Annotated in this window: 14 protein-coding genes and 1 pseudogene; 7 read left to right on the top strand and 8 right to left on the bottom strand. The window is 72.0% G+C overall.

Annotated elements, in window-relative coordinates:
• Positions 1-15: 15 nt before the first annotated feature.
• Positions 16-894 (bottom strand): alpha/beta fold hydrolase, encoded by an 879-nt coding sequence (locus ACLQ2W_RS21400; RefSeq protein ID WP_425787988.1) that lies wholly within the window; start codon positions 892-894, stop codon positions 16-18.
• 105 nt (positions 895-999) lie between these two features.
• Here ACLQ2W_RS21400 and ACLQ2W_RS21395 point away from each other — a divergent pair, with 105 nt between their 5' ends.
• Entirely contained in the window at positions 1,000-2,955 is a 1,956-nt protein-coding gene (locus ACLQ2W_RS21395) for a BTAD domain-containing putative transcriptional regulator (protein ID WP_425787986.1), read from the top strand.
• On the opposite strand, the gene ACLQ2W_RS21390 is transcribed toward ACLQ2W_RS21395, so the two are convergent.
• Positions 2,924-3,838 (bottom strand): hypothetical protein, encoded by a 915-nt coding sequence (locus ACLQ2W_RS21390; protein WP_425787984.1) that lies wholly within the window; start codon positions 3,836-3,838, stop codon positions 2,924-2,926. The genes ACLQ2W_RS21395 and ACLQ2W_RS21390 overlap by 32 nt on opposite strands.
• A 181-nt stretch (positions 3,839-4,019) precedes the next feature.
• Between ACLQ2W_RS21390 and ACLQ2W_RS21385 the strand changes: the two genes are divergently transcribed.
• Together ACLQ2W_RS21385 and ACLQ2W_RS21380 are read left to right on the top strand one after the other, a co-directional pair.
• Entirely contained in the window at positions 4,020-5,411 is a 1,392-nt protein-coding gene (locus ACLQ2W_RS21385; RefSeq protein ID WP_425787982.1) for a pyridoxal phosphate-dependent decarboxylase family protein, read from the top strand.
• Between the two features lie 47 nt (positions 5,412-5,458).
• Positions 5,459-6,052 carry a hypothetical protein gene (locus ACLQ2W_RS21380; protein ID WP_425787980.1) on the top strand — a complete coding sequence of 198 codons (594 nt, stop codon included), beginning with the start codon at positions 5,459-5,461 and terminating at the stop codon, positions 6,050-6,052.
• Between the two features lie 232 nt (positions 6,053-6,284).
• Here ACLQ2W_RS21380 and ACLQ2W_RS21375 read toward each other — a convergent pair whose 3' ends face one another.
• The 5 genes from ACLQ2W_RS21375 to ACLQ2W_RS21355 are packed head-to-tail and all read right to left on the bottom strand — an operon-like array spanning position 6,285 to position 9,654.
• The gene (locus ACLQ2W_RS21375) at positions 6,285-7,076 is read right to left on the bottom strand and encodes a class I SAM-dependent methyltransferase (protein WP_425787978.1); all 792 of its coding nucleotides are present in this window, start codon (positions 7,074-7,076) and stop codon (positions 6,285-6,287) included.
• 45 nt (positions 7,077-7,121) lie between these two features.
• The gene (locus ACLQ2W_RS21370) at positions 7,122-7,718 is read right to left on the bottom strand and encodes a hypothetical protein (protein WP_425787976.1); all 597 of its coding nucleotides are present in this window, start codon (positions 7,716-7,718) and stop codon (positions 7,122-7,124) included.
• Entirely contained in the window at positions 7,702-8,715 is a 1,014-nt protein-coding gene (locus tag ACLQ2W_RS21365) for a hypothetical protein (RefSeq protein ID WP_425787974.1), read from the bottom strand. The genes ACLQ2W_RS21370 and ACLQ2W_RS21365 overlap by 17 nt, the downstream gene beginning before the upstream one ends.
• Positions 8,712-8,963 (bottom strand): hypothetical protein, encoded by a 252-nt coding sequence (locus ACLQ2W_RS21360; RefSeq protein ID WP_425787972.1) that lies wholly within the window; start codon positions 8,961-8,963, stop codon positions 8,712-8,714. The genes ACLQ2W_RS21365 and ACLQ2W_RS21360 overlap by 4 nt, the downstream gene beginning before the upstream one ends.
• A gap of 1 nt (position 8,964) precedes the next feature.
• On the bottom strand, positions 8,965-9,654 hold the full coding sequence (locus tag ACLQ2W_RS21355) for a DUF6308 family protein (protein WP_425787970.1): 690 nt from the start codon (positions 9,652-9,654) through the stop codon (positions 8,965-8,967).
• A gap of 305 nt (positions 9,655-9,959) precedes the next feature.
• On the opposite strand from ACLQ2W_RS21355, the gene ACLQ2W_RS21350 reads away from it, so the two are divergent.
• The 3 genes from ACLQ2W_RS21350 to ACLQ2W_RS21340 all read left to right on the top strand — a co-directional run bounded on the left by ACLQ2W_RS21350 (position 9,960) and on the right by ACLQ2W_RS21340 (position 14,524).
• Positions 9,960-12,209, top strand: a complete 2,250-nt coding sequence (locus tag ACLQ2W_RS21350) for a hypothetical protein (protein ID WP_425787968.1) — start codon at positions 9,960-9,962, stop codon at positions 12,207-12,209.
• A gap of 9 nt (positions 12,210-12,218) precedes the next feature.
• Positions 12,219-12,896: an HAD family hydrolase gene (locus tag ACLQ2W_RS21345; RefSeq protein WP_425787966.1), complete on the top strand. Its 678-nt coding sequence runs from the start codon at positions 12,219-12,221 to the stop codon at positions 12,894-12,896.
• 62 nt (positions 12,897-12,958) lie between these two features.
• Complete coding sequence (locus ACLQ2W_RS21340) at positions 12,959-14,524, top strand: B12-binding domain-containing radical SAM protein (RefSeq protein WP_425787964.1); 1,566 nt, start codon at positions 12,959-12,961, stop codon at positions 14,522-14,524.
• Here ACLQ2W_RS21340 and ACLQ2W_RS21335 read toward each other — a convergent pair.
• A pseudogene (locus ACLQ2W_RS21335) lies at positions 14,490-15,194 on the bottom strand (DUF5753 domain-containing protein). The gene ACLQ2W_RS21340 and the pseudogene ACLQ2W_RS21335 overlap by 35 nt on opposite strands.
• Between ACLQ2W_RS21335 and ACLQ2W_RS21330 the strand changes: the two are divergent.
• On the top strand, positions 15,108-15,527 hold the full coding sequence (locus ACLQ2W_RS21330) for a DUF6119 family protein (protein ID WP_425787962.1): 420 nt from the start codon (positions 15,108-15,110) through the stop codon (positions 15,525-15,527). The pseudogene ACLQ2W_RS21335 and the gene ACLQ2W_RS21330 overlap by 87 nt on opposite strands.
• The last annotated feature ends 298 nt before the right edge of the window (positions 15,528-15,825 follow it).

Genomic DNA, 15,825 nt, shown 5'->3' with positions numbered 1-15,825 from the left:
GCCGCCCGTCCGCCGTCACCGGGCCAGCAGCGCGCGCAGCGCGGCGCTGACCTCGGCCGGCGCCGACTCCGCCAGGAAGTGCCCGGCGGAGGTGGTGCGGTGCTCCAGGTCGGGGGCCCAGGCCCGCCACACCGCCGCCGCGTCGTAGCCGAGCGCCGCGCCCCAGTCCTGTTGGATCACCGTGACCGGCATCGCCAGCCGCCGCCCGGCATCCCGGTCCGCCCGGTCGTGCGCGACGTCGATCCCGGCCGAGGCGCGGTAGTCCGCGACGATCGAGTCGACCGCCTCCCGGGAGGCCCGCAGGTACTCGGCGCGCACGTCGGCCGGAATGGCCGCCGGGTCGCCGGCCCAGGCGTCGAGGAAGTACCCGAAGAAGTCGTCCGCGCTGGCCGAGATCATCCGCTCCGGCAGGCCGGGCGGCTGGGCCATCAGGTACAGGTGGAACGCGACCGACGCGGACGCGCCGTGCAGCACCTCCCACATGTCGAGGGTGGGCAGGACGTCAAGCGACGCCAGGTGGGTGACCGCGTCCGGGTGGTCGAGGCCGGCCCGCACCGCGACCAGGGCGCCCCGGTCGTGGCCGGCGAGCGCGAACCGCTCGTGGCCGAGCGCCCGGGCCAGGGCCACCACGTCGGCGGCCATGGTCCGCTTCGCGTACGTGTCCTCGTCGCGCGCGGCCGGCTTGTCGCTGGCCCCGTACCCACGCAGGTCCGGGCAGATGACGGTGTGGTCGGCCGCCAGGTCGGCGGCGACGTGCCGCCACATCAGGTGGGTCTGCGGGAAGCCGTGCAGCAGCACGATCGGGCTACCCGAGCCGCCCACGGCCACGTGCAGCGCCACGTCCTCGGCGACGGTGACCCGTCGCGTCTCGAATCCGGCGATGGTGGGAGTCATCGGTCGTTCCTTTCTCCGCTCGACTGGTGCCCGACCAGCGTCGCCGCGCCGGATGAGCAACCGATGAGCGCGGTACGGTGGCCCGGTCGAGGAGGGGGACGGTCGGTGCGGGTCAACTTCGGTGTGCTCGGTCCGGTGACGGCCTGGGACGACACCGGCGCACCTGTCGACCTGCGGGGTCCCCGGCACCGCGCGGTGCTGGCCCGGCTGATCGTGGCCCGGGGTCGGGTGGTGCCGGTCGGGCACCTCGTCGAGGACCTCTGGGACGACCCGCCGGCCGGTGCGGTCGGCGCGGTCCGCACGTTCGTGGCGGCGCTGCGCCGCGGCCTGGAACCGCACCGCCCACCGCGGCAGCCGGCCCGGCTGCTGGTCACCGACGGACCCGGGTACGCGCTGCGCGCCGCCCCGGACACGGTCGACGCCTGGCGCTTCGAGACCGCGGTCGCCGACGCCGCCGACGCGCTGCCCCGGCCGGCACTCGACCGGCTCGACGCGGCGCTGGGCCTGTGGCGCGGGCCCGGGTACGCCGACGTCGACAGGTCGTGGGCGCACGCCGAACGCGCCCGGCTCGACCAGGTGCGGCTCACCGCCGTCGAACGCCGGGCCGAGGCGCTGCTCACGCTCGACCGGGCCGCCGACGCCGTACCCGACCTGGACGCCCACGTGGCGGACCACCCGTGGCGGGAGGACGGCTGGCGGCTGCTCGCGCTGGCGCTCTACCGCGCCGGGCGGCAGGCCGACGCGCTCGCGGTGCTGCGCCGGGCCCGCGAACTGCTGCGCGACCAGCTCGGCCTGGACCCCGGCCCGCGACTGCGCCGGCTGGAGACCGACCTGAGACGCCAGGCCGACCCCGAGCCGGCCGGTCCCGCGCACGTCTGGGCGGAGGCCGCCGCGGCGTACCAGCGCAGCGTGGTGCCGGGCGCGCGGGCCCGGCTGGAGTCCACCGTCGGCCTGCTGCGCAGCCTCGCGGTGACCGGGCCGGGCGGCCTGGCCGCCGCCCGTGACCAGCGGCTGGCGGCCATCGACGCGGCCGAGCAGCTCGGCGACCCGGACCTCACCGCGCGGGTGATCGGCGGGTACGACGTGCCGGCGATCTGGACCCGGTCGGACGAGCCGGAACAGGCGGCCCGGGTGGTGACCGCGGCGGAGCGGGCGCTCGCCGGCCTCGGCCCGGACGCGCCGGAGACGACCCGGGCGCGGCTGCTCGCCACCATCGCGGTCGAGTCACGCGGCCGGCCGTCGACGCGGGGCCCCGAGGCGGCCCGGCAGGCCGAGGCGATCGCCCGGCGACTCGCCGACCCGGCGCTGCTGGCCCAGGCGCTCAACGGCGTGTTCCTCCAGACGTTCCACCGCACCGGGCTGGCCGCCGAACGGGACGCCGTCGGCGCGGAACTGGTCGCGCTGGCCGCCCGGCACGGCCAGGCCCCGGTCGAGATCCTCGGGCACCTGATCCGGATGCAGGCCCGGGGCGCGCTCGCCGACTTCGCCGGCGCCGACGGGCACGCGGACGCCGCGGACCGGCTCGCCGACCGGCACGAGTCCCCGCTCACCGGCGTGTTCACCACCTGGTACCGGGCCATGCGGACCGCGGCGACCGGCGCGCCGTACCCGCGGGCCGAGGCCGCCTACCGGTCGGCCGCGCCCCGGCTGGCCGGCTGCGGCATGCCCGGCGTGGCGCGCGGCCTGCTCCCGTTGGCGCTGCTGTGTCTGCGGGTGTGGCACGACCGACCCGCCGACTTCCCCGACGACACCGACTGGGGGCCGTACGCACCCTGGGCCCGCCCGCTGGTCCTGCTCGCCGCCGACCGCCCCGCCGACGCCGCCGTCACGCTGCGCCGGACCCCCGCTCCCCCGCCCGACCTGCTGCTCGAAGCGTTGTGGTGCCTGACCGGCCGGGCCGCGACGGCGCTCGGCGACCGGGCCGCGATGCGGCGGGCCCGGGCCGCGCTCGCCCCGGCGGCGCACGAGGTGGCCGGCGCGGGCAGCGGCATGCTCACCGCCGGGCCGGTCGCGACCCACCTCGACCGACTCACCGCCGCTCTCGGGGAGGCGTCCGAATGACTCCCTCCTCCCCGGCCCGCCGCGCCGCCGCATCCGCGTGTCGCCGAGGCGGCTCCTCCGGCCACCGCCACCAGATGCCGTAGGCGCACTCCGGGTCCGGTCGCCGGAGGGTCAACTCGTAGACGACCTTCTCCCCCGCCGGGTCGACACTGGGCCGGCAGCGGGTACGGGCGACCTCCTGACGACTCGACCCCGACCGCGTTCTCCGCCACACCACGTGCCACGCCTCGGCCGGCGCGTCCACGTGGTCGAACTGCACCCGAACCGACAGCTTCCGAACCTGTCGCTCCTCGCAGCTCTCCCGGTAGTACGGCTTCATCGGCGCGTACACGTCCTCGAACACCTGCTTGATCCCGACGTTCACCCGACGGCCGCGGGCGAGCGGGCCGAGCAGGTACAGCCACCGGTAGACGCGCCCGTCCTCCTCGGCGACGGCGCCGTCGAGCAGTCGATGTTCCGGAAACAGCGAACTCGCCTCCTCGACCACCCGGTTCTGGCCGCTCCAGTGGGAACGTACGCTCACCAACCGGATCTGCCGCGTAGCCCGGACGCGCTGCCGCCGGGTGTAGGCGTAGCGGTGATGGTCGGGGCCGCCGTCACCCGGAACACGCGTGACGACGAGCGAACCGTCGAGTTCCTCGATGACGAAGTCCGGTGGGCGGTAGACACACCGGAGGTAGTACGCCGTCACCACCACGGTGAGCAGGAGCGGCGCCAGCACGACGAGCGCCAGCGGTGAGAGGTGCAGGGCAACCGCCCAGGTGGTACCGACGCCGTACAGCGTCGCGAGGGCCGTGCCGGCGAGGACGACCAACTGAAGCAGGTCGGAACTCCGTCCCGCCAGTTGGGCAGGTGTGCTGTCCAACAATCTCCGCAGACTCATGTGTCCTCCCCCGGGCGCCTGTTCGTCGGCGGGAAAGCCACCGACGGTCCGACCCACTCCACACAAACGCAGGAGTCCGTGGGTGAGCCAGCGGTCACGGGCGTCACTCAGCACTCACTCCGACTGTGCCGGCTGCCCGACCGCCCTCCCGAGCCGGCGGTCACGGCGCTAGGGTGCGGCGATGGACGAGCTGCGGAAGCTGTTCCGGCGGGCCGCCGACCACGCCGTCGACTACCGGCGGTCACTGCCGGAGCGGCCGGTCGGCCGGCCGGTCGACCAGGCCGCGCTGGACCAGGCGTTCGCGGCCCCGCTGCCGGCCACGCCCACGCCCCCGGAACAGGTGCTGGCCGACCTGGTGGCCGCCGCCGACCCGGGGCTGGTCGCCACCGCCGGGCCGCGCTACTTCGGCTTCGTGGTCGGCGGCGCGTCCCCGGCCGCCACCGCCGCCGACATGCTCGCCGCCGGCTGGGACCAGATCGCGTTCAACGCGGTCACCTCGCCGGCCGCGGTCGCCGCCGAGACCGCCGCCGGCACCTGGCTCAAGGAGCTGCTGGGCCTGCCGGCGTCGGCGTCGGTCGGCTTCGTCACCGGCGGCCAGGCCGCCAACACCGCCGGGCTCGCCGCCGCCCGACACCAGGTCCTCGCCGACGCCGGCTGGGACGTGGAACGGCGCGGCCTGCTCGGCGCGCCGCCGGTGCGGGTGCTCGCCGGCGCCGAACGGCACGCCACCATCGACCGGTCGCTGCGCCTGCTCGGCCTCGGCACCGACGCGTTGCGCGAGGTGCCGGCCGGCCCGCAGGGCGCGATCGACCCGGACGCGCTGGCCGTGGCGCTGCGCGACGCCGGGCCCGGCCCCACCGTCGTCTGCCTCCAGGCCGGCAACGTGAACACCGGCGCCTGCGACGAGCTGCGCCGGGCCTGCGACCTCGTGCACCGGCACGGCGGCTGGGTGCACGTGGACGGCGCGTTCGGGCTGTGGGCCGCCGCCAGCCCGGCCACCCGACACCTGGTGGACGGCATCGAGGCGGCCGACTCGTGGGCCTGCGACGGCCACAAGTGGCTCAACCTGCCGTACGACACCGCGTTCGCGTTCTGCGCCCGACCCGACGCGCACGCGGCGGCCCTGTCGTATTCGGCCGCGTACCTCGTGGGTTCCGGTGGGGTGCCGGCGGGCGCGGACCTGACCGCGGAGTCCTCCCGCCGCGCCCGTGGCTTCGCGGTCTGGGCCGGCCTGCGGGAGCTGGGCCGCGACGGCGTCACCGCGCTTGTGGACCGGTGCTGCGCGCTGGCCCGCCGGTTCGCCGACGGGTTGACCGCGGCCGGGTTCGAGGTGGTCAACGACGTGGTCCTCAACCAGGTGTTGGTCAGCTGCGGCGACGACGCGCGCACCGACCGGGTGGTGGCCGCGGTGCAGGCCGACGGGACCTGCTGGGTGGGCGGGACGACGTGGCGGGGCCGACGGTTGATGCGGATCTCGGTGTCGAACGCGACCACCACGGCGGCGGACGTGGACCGGTCGGTGGCCGCGATCACCCGGCTGGCCCGCCGGCCGGGCGGCGACATGGTTCACTGACGGGCGTGACATGGCGACGGGTCGCTTCCACGGCGGCGGTGTTGGTCGTGGCAGTGGTGGCCGTCGCCGGGTGGCGCTGGTGGCACCAGCGTCCGCCCTACGGGCCGGAGGCACTGCACCTGCGGTCATCGTTGGAGTTCGTCAGCTACGAGCAGGCGCAGGCGGCACTCGGTTCGGCGTACCAGGCTCCGGTAGCGTCCGGCGGTGACCAACTGGTGCTGGGCCGGGTGTCCTGGCAGACGCCGCCGGCATCGCTGAACGGCGGATACTTCGCGCTCTTCCTCGTCGACAAGCGCACCGACCTCAAACCGTCGGTGTTCGCGGTGGCCGCACCGCAGGAGAGCGTCAGCTTGGGCAGCGCCGGGGTGGAGAACAGGATCGTCGACCACTACCCCTGGTTGCGCGGCGCGGGCGACATCCGGGTCGGCGAACACGAGTGGCAGAGCGTGGGGAGCCGGCTCGCGATCGGGGACTCGGGTGCCTCACCGGTGACGTTCGTGGCGCTCTTTCCGCATTTGGAAAGGCATCGACGGGAGTTCCCGATCGCCACCGCACCGGTGACGCTGCCCGATCTGCTGTTGGCACTGGTCTACATAGGATCCGATGACCAGGTCTTCTGGGCACAGCGGCTCCAGGGTTGACCCATGTCCCTCGTCGGCACGCATCCACGCGGCTGGCGGTCGGCCCTCCGTTGGCGCGGTGCATCAGATGGTGGCAGGGCAACGGGACAGATGCCCAGCGCGACCCGGCTATCTGCGTGACGGTTGGCGATGTCCTCTGGGGAGGGTGGTGGCGGCACTCCGCCTTCGATGCCGCCACCACCGCCGAGATCACATTGTCAGCGACGCGGCGCCGGTAGCCCGCTGAGTACGGCTACGGGTTCAGCACGCCACACTGCAGCCAGACGTGCACCCGCTCGGTCACCTCTTCCCTACCTCCGAGGGCGTCGCGGACCTCGGCGGTGAACGCGGCACGCCGCTCCAGCGCGGGCAACTGGTCGGCCGACATCGCGGAGAAGACGCCGCCGACCATGTCGTCGACGGTGAGCGGAGCGTCGTATCGCACCACCGACTCCACATACCGGTAGCCGGCCCGCACGAGCGCCTCCTGGTTGAGTCGGCGACCGGCCTCGTCGGTTTGGCAACTGGCGGTCACGGGATGCCCGAGCAGCCGTTCCAGACATGCGCGCAGCGCGCCGGACCAGTCCGTGTCCTGCAACCACAAGGGCGCGCCGTTGGTGACCACCGCGACACCGCCGCCGGGACGCAGCATCGACCGCGCGGCGGTGAATGCGGCGGCACGGTCCATGAAGTGAATCGCGACAGCGATGGTCAACGCGCCGACCGTTCCAGGTCCGAGCAGCCGGCCCACCGCGGCCAGATCGTCGTCCGCGCCGAGAAGCCATGTCACGTTGGTCCGTCCACCGTTGACGGCGGACGCATGGGCGATGGCCAGCATGTCCGGCTCCGGGTCCATGCCGATGGCCGCGGCCACCCGGGCTGCCAGCGGGATGGTCAACTGGCCGGTGCCACAGCCGAGGTCGATCACCGTGTCGTCGGCGTCGAGGGCCAACGCCGCGGTGAGAGCGTCGAGCACCGCGGGCGGATAGCCGCGCCGGTGCCGCGCGTAGTAGGTGGCCACCTCACCGCCGAATCCCCTCGCCACCCCCGCAGCCTGCCCGCGATCTTCCTGAGAAGCGAGACATTCTGCTCACGGCATGCGAAGGCCATCGGATTCCCGAGCGGGGAAGCCCGTCGCGGGAGGATCAGTGGCGGTGCGGGCCGCGGTCGCCGTGATGGCGACCACGACGTCGTAGCGCAGCGCCGTATCGATCTGGCAGTGCAGGCCGAGTTCGACGACACGCCCGTCTCTCGGGTGCCAGGAGCGATCCGGCGTAGCTCGGCCGAGTATCCGCTCAAGGGCGTCGATCGTCGGCTTCCACAGGTTCGTCCAGTTTCGCTGTGGCCCCACGGCAAAGGACAGGTGTAGTGCGACCGGGCCCTCCGGGAGCGGATCCGCGTCGCTGAGCTGGTCGTGGATTTGTTGCTTGAAGCCGACGGACTGGCTCGATGCGCTGGTACGGACCATGTGGAGCTGGCCGGTGTCGGCATCGCCCCGAAGGGGTCGCGCCCGGTCAATCTGAAGCGAGGATGTCGGTGACGTTCGCTTCGTGGCCCAGGCGCTGGCGAATCGCCGCCCTGTCTTCCGGGTCAGGTGCGCGACCAGCGGCAGCAGGTAGTTGTCAAGATCATGGTGGACGAGCAGCGGCGTCTTAGCCGGTAGACCGACATCAAGCCTGAGAGCCAACGGGCCTCCGGTTGCCCAGGCGCGCTGCCGTACCCCCGTGTCGCGCGGGATCCACGAAGCGGTCGGTGACGTCACGACCGGCGGGCAGCACGTCCGCGAGTCTGATCGGCACCACGACCCGGACCACCTCGGTGCCCTTCCCGAACGACGCCGGCATCCGCCAGGTGCGCCACTTCCGCAGCGGTGCTGTCCGCTGCCGCTTGAGGGTCGCCTCAGCGGCGATGACGTCGGCGTGGCGCCCCTCCACCACCTCCACCAGTTCCGCGCCGGCGCGCAGATGCTCCCGTACCCGAGCCGGGCGACCGACCCCGAATTTGAGCAGCCCTCGATGCCGGACCAGGTACAGCAGATAGGGGGTGTCCCGCAGCGCGGCGAACGACCGATCGCCCGGCTCCGGCGGACACTGCGGGCAGGCCCGGTCCCGGAACCGCTGCCAGGCGCCACACCGGTCGTGCACACCCCAGGTGCCGTGGGACCAGGCTGCGGTCCGTTCGCCGTGCCACGGCAGCCCGTGGACGTCACCGGTGAGGTCGTCCCAACCGTCCCGGCGGCGCCGGTCGAGTTCCGTACCGAGCGCGATGGCCGCCTGGAACTCGGCGGCGACGCGTACCGGAATGTCGTCCTCCGCGGTGAGGCCGGCGAACCGGCGGAGCTGTGTCGCGTGGGCTGGTTCGTGTGGGACGCGGCCCAGCAGGCGTTCCCCGGCCGCGAGGGCGTAGCCGGCCGAGCGCTCGTCCAGGCAGATGTGGCACCGGGTCCGCCAGCCCGTGCGGCAGATACGGCGGGTGCCACAGCTCCGGCACCGGTAGATCTCGACACCACTGCCCTCCGGCAGCAGATCGAGCCGCTCCATCTGGTCCGCCACCAGCGCCGCGCACGGCTGGCAGTGGGCGTGCCAGGCGATGTCCGGGCCACGACCGCGCGAATTCGCCCGGCCGTGGACGACCTCGCCGCAATTGACGCAGAGCACCGTGACGCTTTCCCCGCGGGCCGTCATTCGTGCGACGTGTCGGCGCGGGAATCCCCGGCCGCGAACGCCTGCGGCGTGCCCCGGCGCCCACCGTACTCCCACGACACCTTGCTGTAGTGGTCCCATCGCTTGTCGGCTGCGGTCGCGTCAGCGTCAGTGCCCAAGGCCACGGTGAAGTCGCAGCCGGTCGCGTTCATCTGCGCCCAGAGGGCGTTGGCGATGTCCGCGTACCGGTCATCGTCGCGACAGTCGAAGCGGATCGTGATCTCGCGCATCTCATCGCTCCACTGAAGCGGGCAGCCGCAGGCCCGGGCAGTCGCTGGGAAGGTGGTCCTCCCGGTGCCGCATCCAGAACACGACGTCGAGCACCCGAAGCCGGCTGACCGGGGGCGCCAGCTCGGCCTCCCGGTGCAGAGCGTCGAGCCGCCGTGACACGGCAGCGGTGTCCTCGCGGAGTGTGTCGTGCAGCCATTCCCAGAAGCCGCTCCGTGTGCCGTAGGCGCAGGACACCACGTGGTCGTAGACCGGCACGAGCCTCGGGCGTTTACGGGCGAGGAGCTTGCCGGCGATGACCCAGCCGATGCCGGGCGTGTCGCGGAGCAGACGCCACGCGGTGTCGGCGGCACCGCCGTCCACGATGTAGGCGAGCGCGTCGTCCTCGTCGAGCTCGACGTCGGTCGGGATGGTGGCCAGTGCCGCGGACACGTCTCGGCCGAGCTGGCCTTGGAGCAGATCGAGCCGCCGTCTGGGGCGGATGGTCACGCCGAGCAGTTCCACCGCGATCAGATCCTCGGCAGTGACGGTGTTCGCGACCGTCGGGCGGGACCCACCGCCGCCCAGCATCTCGAACTGCCCGCCCGTGTATGCCGCGTCGGCGACACCGTGGAAGTAGCTCCGGAGGTCGCCGATCGAGTCTGGAGAGGCCAGCACAGCCAGGATCTCGGCAACGGTGAGAGGTTGGCGCATCTGTCTCCTTCGAGGTCCGGGGCGCGTCGCTTTCCACGTCGACCCGGGCGTGATCGGGCCAGCCAACCAGACGGCCGGAGTGGATCAACGTCTCGGTCAGGAACGCGACTCCCGACTGGACGTGGTGCGGGACGAGCTTCAGTAAACGAACACGTCACCGTCGTCACCTGGCGCCGGCTCGACGTCGCGCCAGAAGTCGGCGATCCGGATGGTCCGCATCAGCGGGTCACGGGCGCTGCGGAACACCCCGTCAGAATCCCGCCACGCCGGGGTGAGTCGGGAATGCGACCGGGCGGCACTCCCTTGTGGATGCCACCGACCGGCGCACCTCGGCCAGCAGCGATAGCCTGGAGTCAGCGTCCGGTCACCCCCAGCCAATCATCGCGTCAGGGATGCACATCATGAGGACACCGCGAATGGTGGTGGCGATCGCGGTCACCGGCGTCCTGTCCGTCGCGACCGTGCTGACGGGGCTGATAACCAATGAGGCGTCAGCCCAACAGCGGTGGCCCGGTTGGCTGGAGGTGATCCGCACCCACGCGTGGCAGTCGCTCGGCGTCCTGGCGCTACTCCTGGTCGGGCTGACCGTCGCCCTGGTGGTGCTGCCGGAGGGCGGAACGAGGACTCCGGGCGGCCCGGAGGATCCGTCGGACGACGACGCGGAACCGCCGATGCGGCCGGCTGAGGGACCGGTGGGCGAGGAGACCACACCGGCGGCTGAGCAGCGCCGGGAGGTGCAACGGGAACGGCTCACCCGACTGTCCGAGGGACTGGTCAGCCGGCTCGGTCGGCGGCGGACCGCGTACCCCCTCGATCTGAGCCTGGCTGAGCTGCATCGGATGGACCTGTTCGTGCCGGGTCGGCTGGTCCGCTATCACGAGCGGGCCCCAGAGACGGGCGAGCCAGCGGTGGCGGCGTTGGTGGCTCGCCTGCGTGGCGGCGACTCCGTGCTTCTGCTGGGCGAGCCAGGTTCCGGAAAGAGCCTCTCGCTCTACGGTGTCGCACTGGCACTGCAGCGGGCTGGTTTGCGGCCGATCCCGTGGCGCGCGCTGGACGCCGTGGAGGTTGTCGGCGACCTGCGCGCGGCAGGGCTGGACCCGGCGGAGGCGGCGGACGGGGTCATGCTGGTGGACGGCCTGGACGAGGCGAGCGAGCTGGCCGACGGCGGGCCGCTCACCGCTGCGCTGTTGGACCTGCTCGGCCATGCACCGGCCCTCGTCACCTCTCGCACGAGGGAGTACGAGGAGTGGATCGCCTTCGAGACCACCAGCATCAGCTTCGACGAGGTGTTCGTGCTCCAGGGTTGGTCGGTGGAGATCGAGTTCGCCGATTACCTGGGCCGGCTGCAACGGCACGGGCTGATCGCGGATCCGGGGCTCTACCGGACGGTGGTCGCGTCGGAGCGGTTGACCCGGCTCGTGAGACGCCCGCTCTACGCCCGGATGCTCACCTTCATCGGCCCCGACGCCGCGACGCGGGTCAGCAGCGCGAGCAACCTCTACGGCGAGTACCTGAACCGTCTGGGCCACACCACGGACTTCGCGGTGCGCGGCAGTCATCCCGGGTGGGGCGGCCAGTCCCTTGCGGTCTGGCAGACGGCGGCCTGGCTCGTGCACGCCCGGGACCTGCCGGCGGACGCCATCCCGATGGCCGACCTGCTCGTCGCGCTCAATCCTGGCAGCGGACGCGGCGCGGAGATCCGGGCGCTCGACCAGGTGATCGACCGGCGCACGCTGCACGGCACCGAGGTCGGCGAGTTCCTCCACTACTCGTTCTACGAATATCTGCTGGCCCGGCACATCAGGGACCGGATGTTGTCCGACCTTTCACCCGAGCAGGCGGTCGTGTTGTTGCGGCGAGACCTGACCAGGGAGGTCAGACACCACCTGATCGGTCAGTTGCAGGAGCTGGCCGATCGTGGGCTCGGCGAGCGGCTCTCCGAGCTGTACCGACAGTTGCGGGACGAACCGGGTCTCGACTCGGCCGATCGACTCACCGTGTGCAACCTGCTGGTCTACCTGATCTCGCGAACCAGCCCGGCGGCGCCCGAGCAGTTGGGCGCGCTGCTGCACCGGGAGCGGGACGAGTTCCTGCTGAGTGCGATCCTGTGGGCGTTGTGCCACCATCGGTCGGACTCCGCGTTGTCGCGCTTCTTCTCCCTTCTGCAGTATGACCCGGAGTTCCGGGCCTGCAGTCGTGGCTACGTCCTCTACTACTACGGCGACGTCAGGGCGGGCCGGCCACCGTTCCTGGACCGGCCGCCGTACCTGCCGCATGAGCGCACCACGACTCGGGTGTTGGCGATGTTCGAGAGCCCGACCTTCCAGGCAATACCCGCACAACGCCGCTACGTCGACCTCTACACCTTCATGGACATCTATCTTGTGCGTCATGAGACCATCGGTGGCCGTTCCCTGTCCACGCTTCACGCGGCCGTCGACGCGCTGTCCGGGCAGGGGCTGACGCAGGCAATGGAGGAAAAGCTGTCCGACATGCTGCAGACGATCTCCCGTCGGCCCATACCGGACACAAATCCGACGTCGTTTGCCGGATGAGTAGATGACATGACGCGACCATGGGAAGGCCAGCTTGTGAAACTCTTTGTCTGGGACCTGCACGGCGTACTTGAGCAGGGCAACGACCGAGCCGTGGTCGACATCTCCAACGAGGTGCTCTCCACCTTCGGATACGAGCCGCGGTTCACCTACGAGGAAGGTCGTCTACTCTACGGAAAGAAGTGGTTCGAGTACTTCGCCTTTCTGCTGCCCGATGAGACGCACCAGCGGCACCTGGAACTCCAGGACGCCTGCTTCATCCTCTCGGAGGAGCGACCTGAGCTGCAGTATCAGTGGATGACGCCCACGCCGCACGTGATCACCGTGCTGGACGCCATCGCCGCCCGCCATCAACAGATCGTCATCTCCAACACGCGCCCCGGCACACTCGACATGTTCCTCAAACTGCTGGACCTGACCGACTACTTCGTACCGGGGCGCGCGTTCGCGGTCGACCAGCACGTGCTGGACGTGAAGACCACCAAGATGGACGTGCTCGCCGGCTATCTCGCCGGGCAGCCGCGCTTCGAGGAGGTGGTGATCGTCGGAGATTCGGCCAGTGACATGCGACTGGCGGAGGTGGCCGGTGGCACCACCTTTCTCTTCGCCCACCCCGGGTTTGCATTACGCAAATGCAAGGCCGACTTCAAAATTCGGGATCTCCGTGAGGTTCTTCAGCGTGTGTAGACCGCGCCATATTGCGAACCTACACTGAGGGCAATCAATCCCTGGCTCAGTGTGAGGATGCGATGGCATCGTCCGAATTCCGCCATGCGCCGCGACCGCCCTGCGATGCGTTGATCGTCGTCCCGCCACCGTCTCCATCGGACACCAATCCCCCATTGGGGCCGGCGATCCTCGCGACAGTGGCGGCACGCAGTGGGTTTCACGTCGAGGTGCTGGATCTCAACATCCTTCTGCTCAGACGGTTCGGCAATCGGGCGGGCGGTCTCGGCCACACCCTCGGTGACCATGGCAAGGACCGTTCGGGCGTAGCCGCCGCGGCGCAGTGGTTGTTCGCCCACACTGGCCTACGCGACACTCCCCCGCTGCACCTACCCGACACCGCTGACCCGGTGGCCGGCATGCACTACCCACTGACCGCCGTCGTCGATGCCGTGACCGCAGCCGCCGCCGACCCCGAGCCCTGGCGAGCCTGGCTCGAACGGCATCTCCGCGCCACCTGCGACCGGCCCCCGACCGTGGTGGGTGTGTCCCTCATGGGGCCCTCGCAGGTCTTCGTCGGGCTCCTCGTGCTGCGCGTGGCCAAGGAGATCTGGCCCGACACGACGACCGTGCTCGGGGGTAGCCACGTCACCTTGCTGCGGGAGTCCCTCCAACGTGACGCCGGGCTACGGGACGGGGTCGACGTGGTGCTCACCGGTCACTGCGAGGACGAGTTCGTCGCACTGGTGGCGCGCCTCAGCGCGCGTGCCCTCCGACGGGCATTGTCACCGGCGCAGCCGTCCGCCCGCGCCCCGTTCGAATACCTTCCCACGTTCGGCGAGCGGCAGCTCGCGCACTACGACCGGCAGCAGGTCACCCTGCCGGTGCAGTTCACCCGCGGATGCTCCTACGGTCGGTGCACCTTCTGCACCTACCCGGTCGTCGAACCGCAGCTCACCGCCCTCGACGTGGAGGGCGCAAGCCGGACGATCGGCGCGCTCGCGCGAGCGTACGGGATCCGTCGATTCTCCCTAAAGGACTCGCTGTTCACTGCGCCGATGCTACGCGCCCTGGCCCACGCGCTGCTTCAGGATCCGACGACTGACGTGCGATGGAGCGCCACCACGAAGGCCAGCCGGGCACTCGTTCCGATCGCCCCGGTGCTGGCCTCCTCGGGGCTCACCACGCTGGAGATCGGGGTGGAAACGATCAGCCCCACCGGTCAGCGTCTCTTCGACAAGCGAGCCGACCCCACGATGCTCCAGGAGCTGATCCTGGCCCTGGCGGAGGCGGGCATCACCGTGGTCACCAACCTGATCTTCGGTTTCCCCGGTGAGCGGGAGGAGGAGGCGCAGGCGCAACTAGCGTGGTTCCTGCGCCTCCAGGCGGCGGCGCCGCCCGGCCGGGTGGACTGCTCGCTGAACATGCTGGAGATGGTTCGCGGCGCGCCGATGGTCGCTCGCCCTCCAGCGGGAGTCGAGCTGCACGGAGTGGCCCCCTGGGCCTTCAGCTATGCCTGGAACGCGCCCGCGTGGCGACGCGACTTCGCCGCCGGCCTGGAACGGGTGGAACGGGCGCGCGGCGAGGCATCCGCGCTGGCGGGCACCGGTCCACTCAGCCATCCTGGTGCACCTCGTCCCCCATCTTGACGATGAGCCGCCTCGACTCCTCCTCGCCCAGGGCCAGCGCGTCGAGGCCCGCCCACACCGTCTCGTGCGCGGCCACTTCCGCCGGCCGGTCGAGAAAGAGCGCCCCGGTCAACGACTCGCGGTAGACCACCGGCGCGTCCGGTTCGATGCGACTGCCGAGCGGGAAGTCCAGCAGCACGAACGCCCCTGCGACCGCCCCGGCGGGCAGGCAGGCGGCGGGCGGCCCCACCCGGCTCGTGACGTGCGGCAGCCGACCCATCTCGACCAGGTGCCGGAGCTGCCCGGCCATCGTCGCCGGCCCGCCGACCACGGGCAGCAGCACCGCCTCGGAGAGCACCACGTCGAACCGGGGCGGCGGGGGCAGCCGCCGGCGTAGCAGCTCCCGCCGGCGCAGCCGTACCTCGATCAGGTGTTACCGCTCCTCAGCGGCGCGGTCCGGGTGGGGCTGGCACACCGCGGTCGCGTACCCCCGGGTTTGCAGCAGGGCGGGCACGAGCGTGTCGGCGTGCTCGCGGAGCCGGCCGGCGGCGGCCTCCAGGCCGGCGTGCAGCGCGAACCAGTCGGGGACGGCGTCGCCGTAGGCGTGCCACCACCCCTTCGCCCGCGTCTCGGCGGCCAGGCCGGTGAGCGCGCCGGTCAGCGCGGGCGTCGCCGCGTACAGGTCGCACATCGCCCGCACGTCGACGCCGCGCACCGCGAGGCGTGCGACCTGCTCGGCCCGAACGGCGAGCTGATCCACGTCAAGCAGGCGTCCGGCAGTTCCCCGCTCAGTCACCTCTTCGCGCAGGGCGTCACCTCGTACGACGCGCTGCGCTACGACGCCCGGGCGCGTGGCCGGTTCCGCGACCTGGTGCGCGCCCAGCCCGGCGGCGTGGAGCTGCCCGAGGACTTCCGTCCCCGCACGGTGGTGTACGCCTTCGCGCAGGTCGCGCTCTACCAGGCGGTGAAGACGCTGCGCGCCGAGGGCGTCGACGTCGAGGTCGTCGCCATCCCGCCCGCCTGACAGTGATCCGCGTCCGCCCCCATCGACCACTCCGGAGGGACCCGTGCAACCCGATGAGTTCCGCCAGGCCCTGAGCCTGCTTCCCGCCGCCCTGCACGACCGCGTCCGCCCGCTGCGCCGTCACGCCTTCCGCGCCGGCTGCCCGCAGTGTCAGCGCATCGGCGACACGGTCGCGCTCGCGCTCACCGCGGCCCACTACGGGCAGCTCGCCTCGGCCGGCCAACTCCTCGACCGCACCGTCCGGCTGGCCGCCGAACACGGCGTCGCCTGCCGCCCCCGGCCCGACCTGATCGAGCCG

The sequence above is a fragment of the Micromonospora sp. DT227 genome (genome assembly GCF_049841835.1).
Classification (GTDB): domain Bacteria; phylum Actinomycetota; class Actinomycetes; order Mycobacteriales; family Micromonosporaceae; genus Micromonospora.
Note: the sequence above shows the minus strand (reverse complement) of the source record. Positions and strands in the feature narration are given on the sequence as shown.

Bases quoted from the DNA above. Each gene is read 5' to 3' on its own strand.
- ACLQ2W_RS21390 (WP_425787984.1), bottom strand. From the start codon at position 3,838: ATGAGTCTGCGGAGATTGTTGGACAGCACACCTGCCCAACTGGCGGGA.
- ACLQ2W_RS21345 (WP_425787966.1), top strand. From the start codon at position 12,219: ATGACGCGACCATGGGAAGGCCAGCTTGTGAAACTCTTTGTCTGGGAC.
- ACLQ2W_RS21360 (WP_425787972.1), bottom strand. From the start codon at position 8,963: ATGCGCGAGATCACGATCCGCTTCGACTGTCGCGACGATGACCGGTAC.
- ACLQ2W_RS21365 (WP_425787974.1), bottom strand. From the start codon at position 8,715: ATGACGGCCCGCGGGGAAAGCGTCACGGTGCTCTGCGTCAATTGCGGC.
- ACLQ2W_RS21385 (WP_425787982.1), top strand. From the start codon at position 4,020: ATGGACGAGCTGCGGAAGCTGTTCCGGCGGGCCGCCGACCACGCCGTC.
- ACLQ2W_RS21355 (WP_425787970.1), bottom strand. From the start codon at position 9,654: ATGCGCCAACCTCTCACCGTTGCCGAGATCCTGGCTGTGCTGGCCTCT.
- ACLQ2W_RS21340 (WP_425787964.1), top strand. From the start codon at position 12,959: ATGGCATCGTCCGAATTCCGCCATGCGCCGCGACCGCCCTGCGATGCG.
- ACLQ2W_RS21400 (WP_425787988.1), bottom strand. From the start codon at position 894: ATGACTCCCACCATCGCCGGATTCGAGACGCGACGGGTCACCGTCGCC.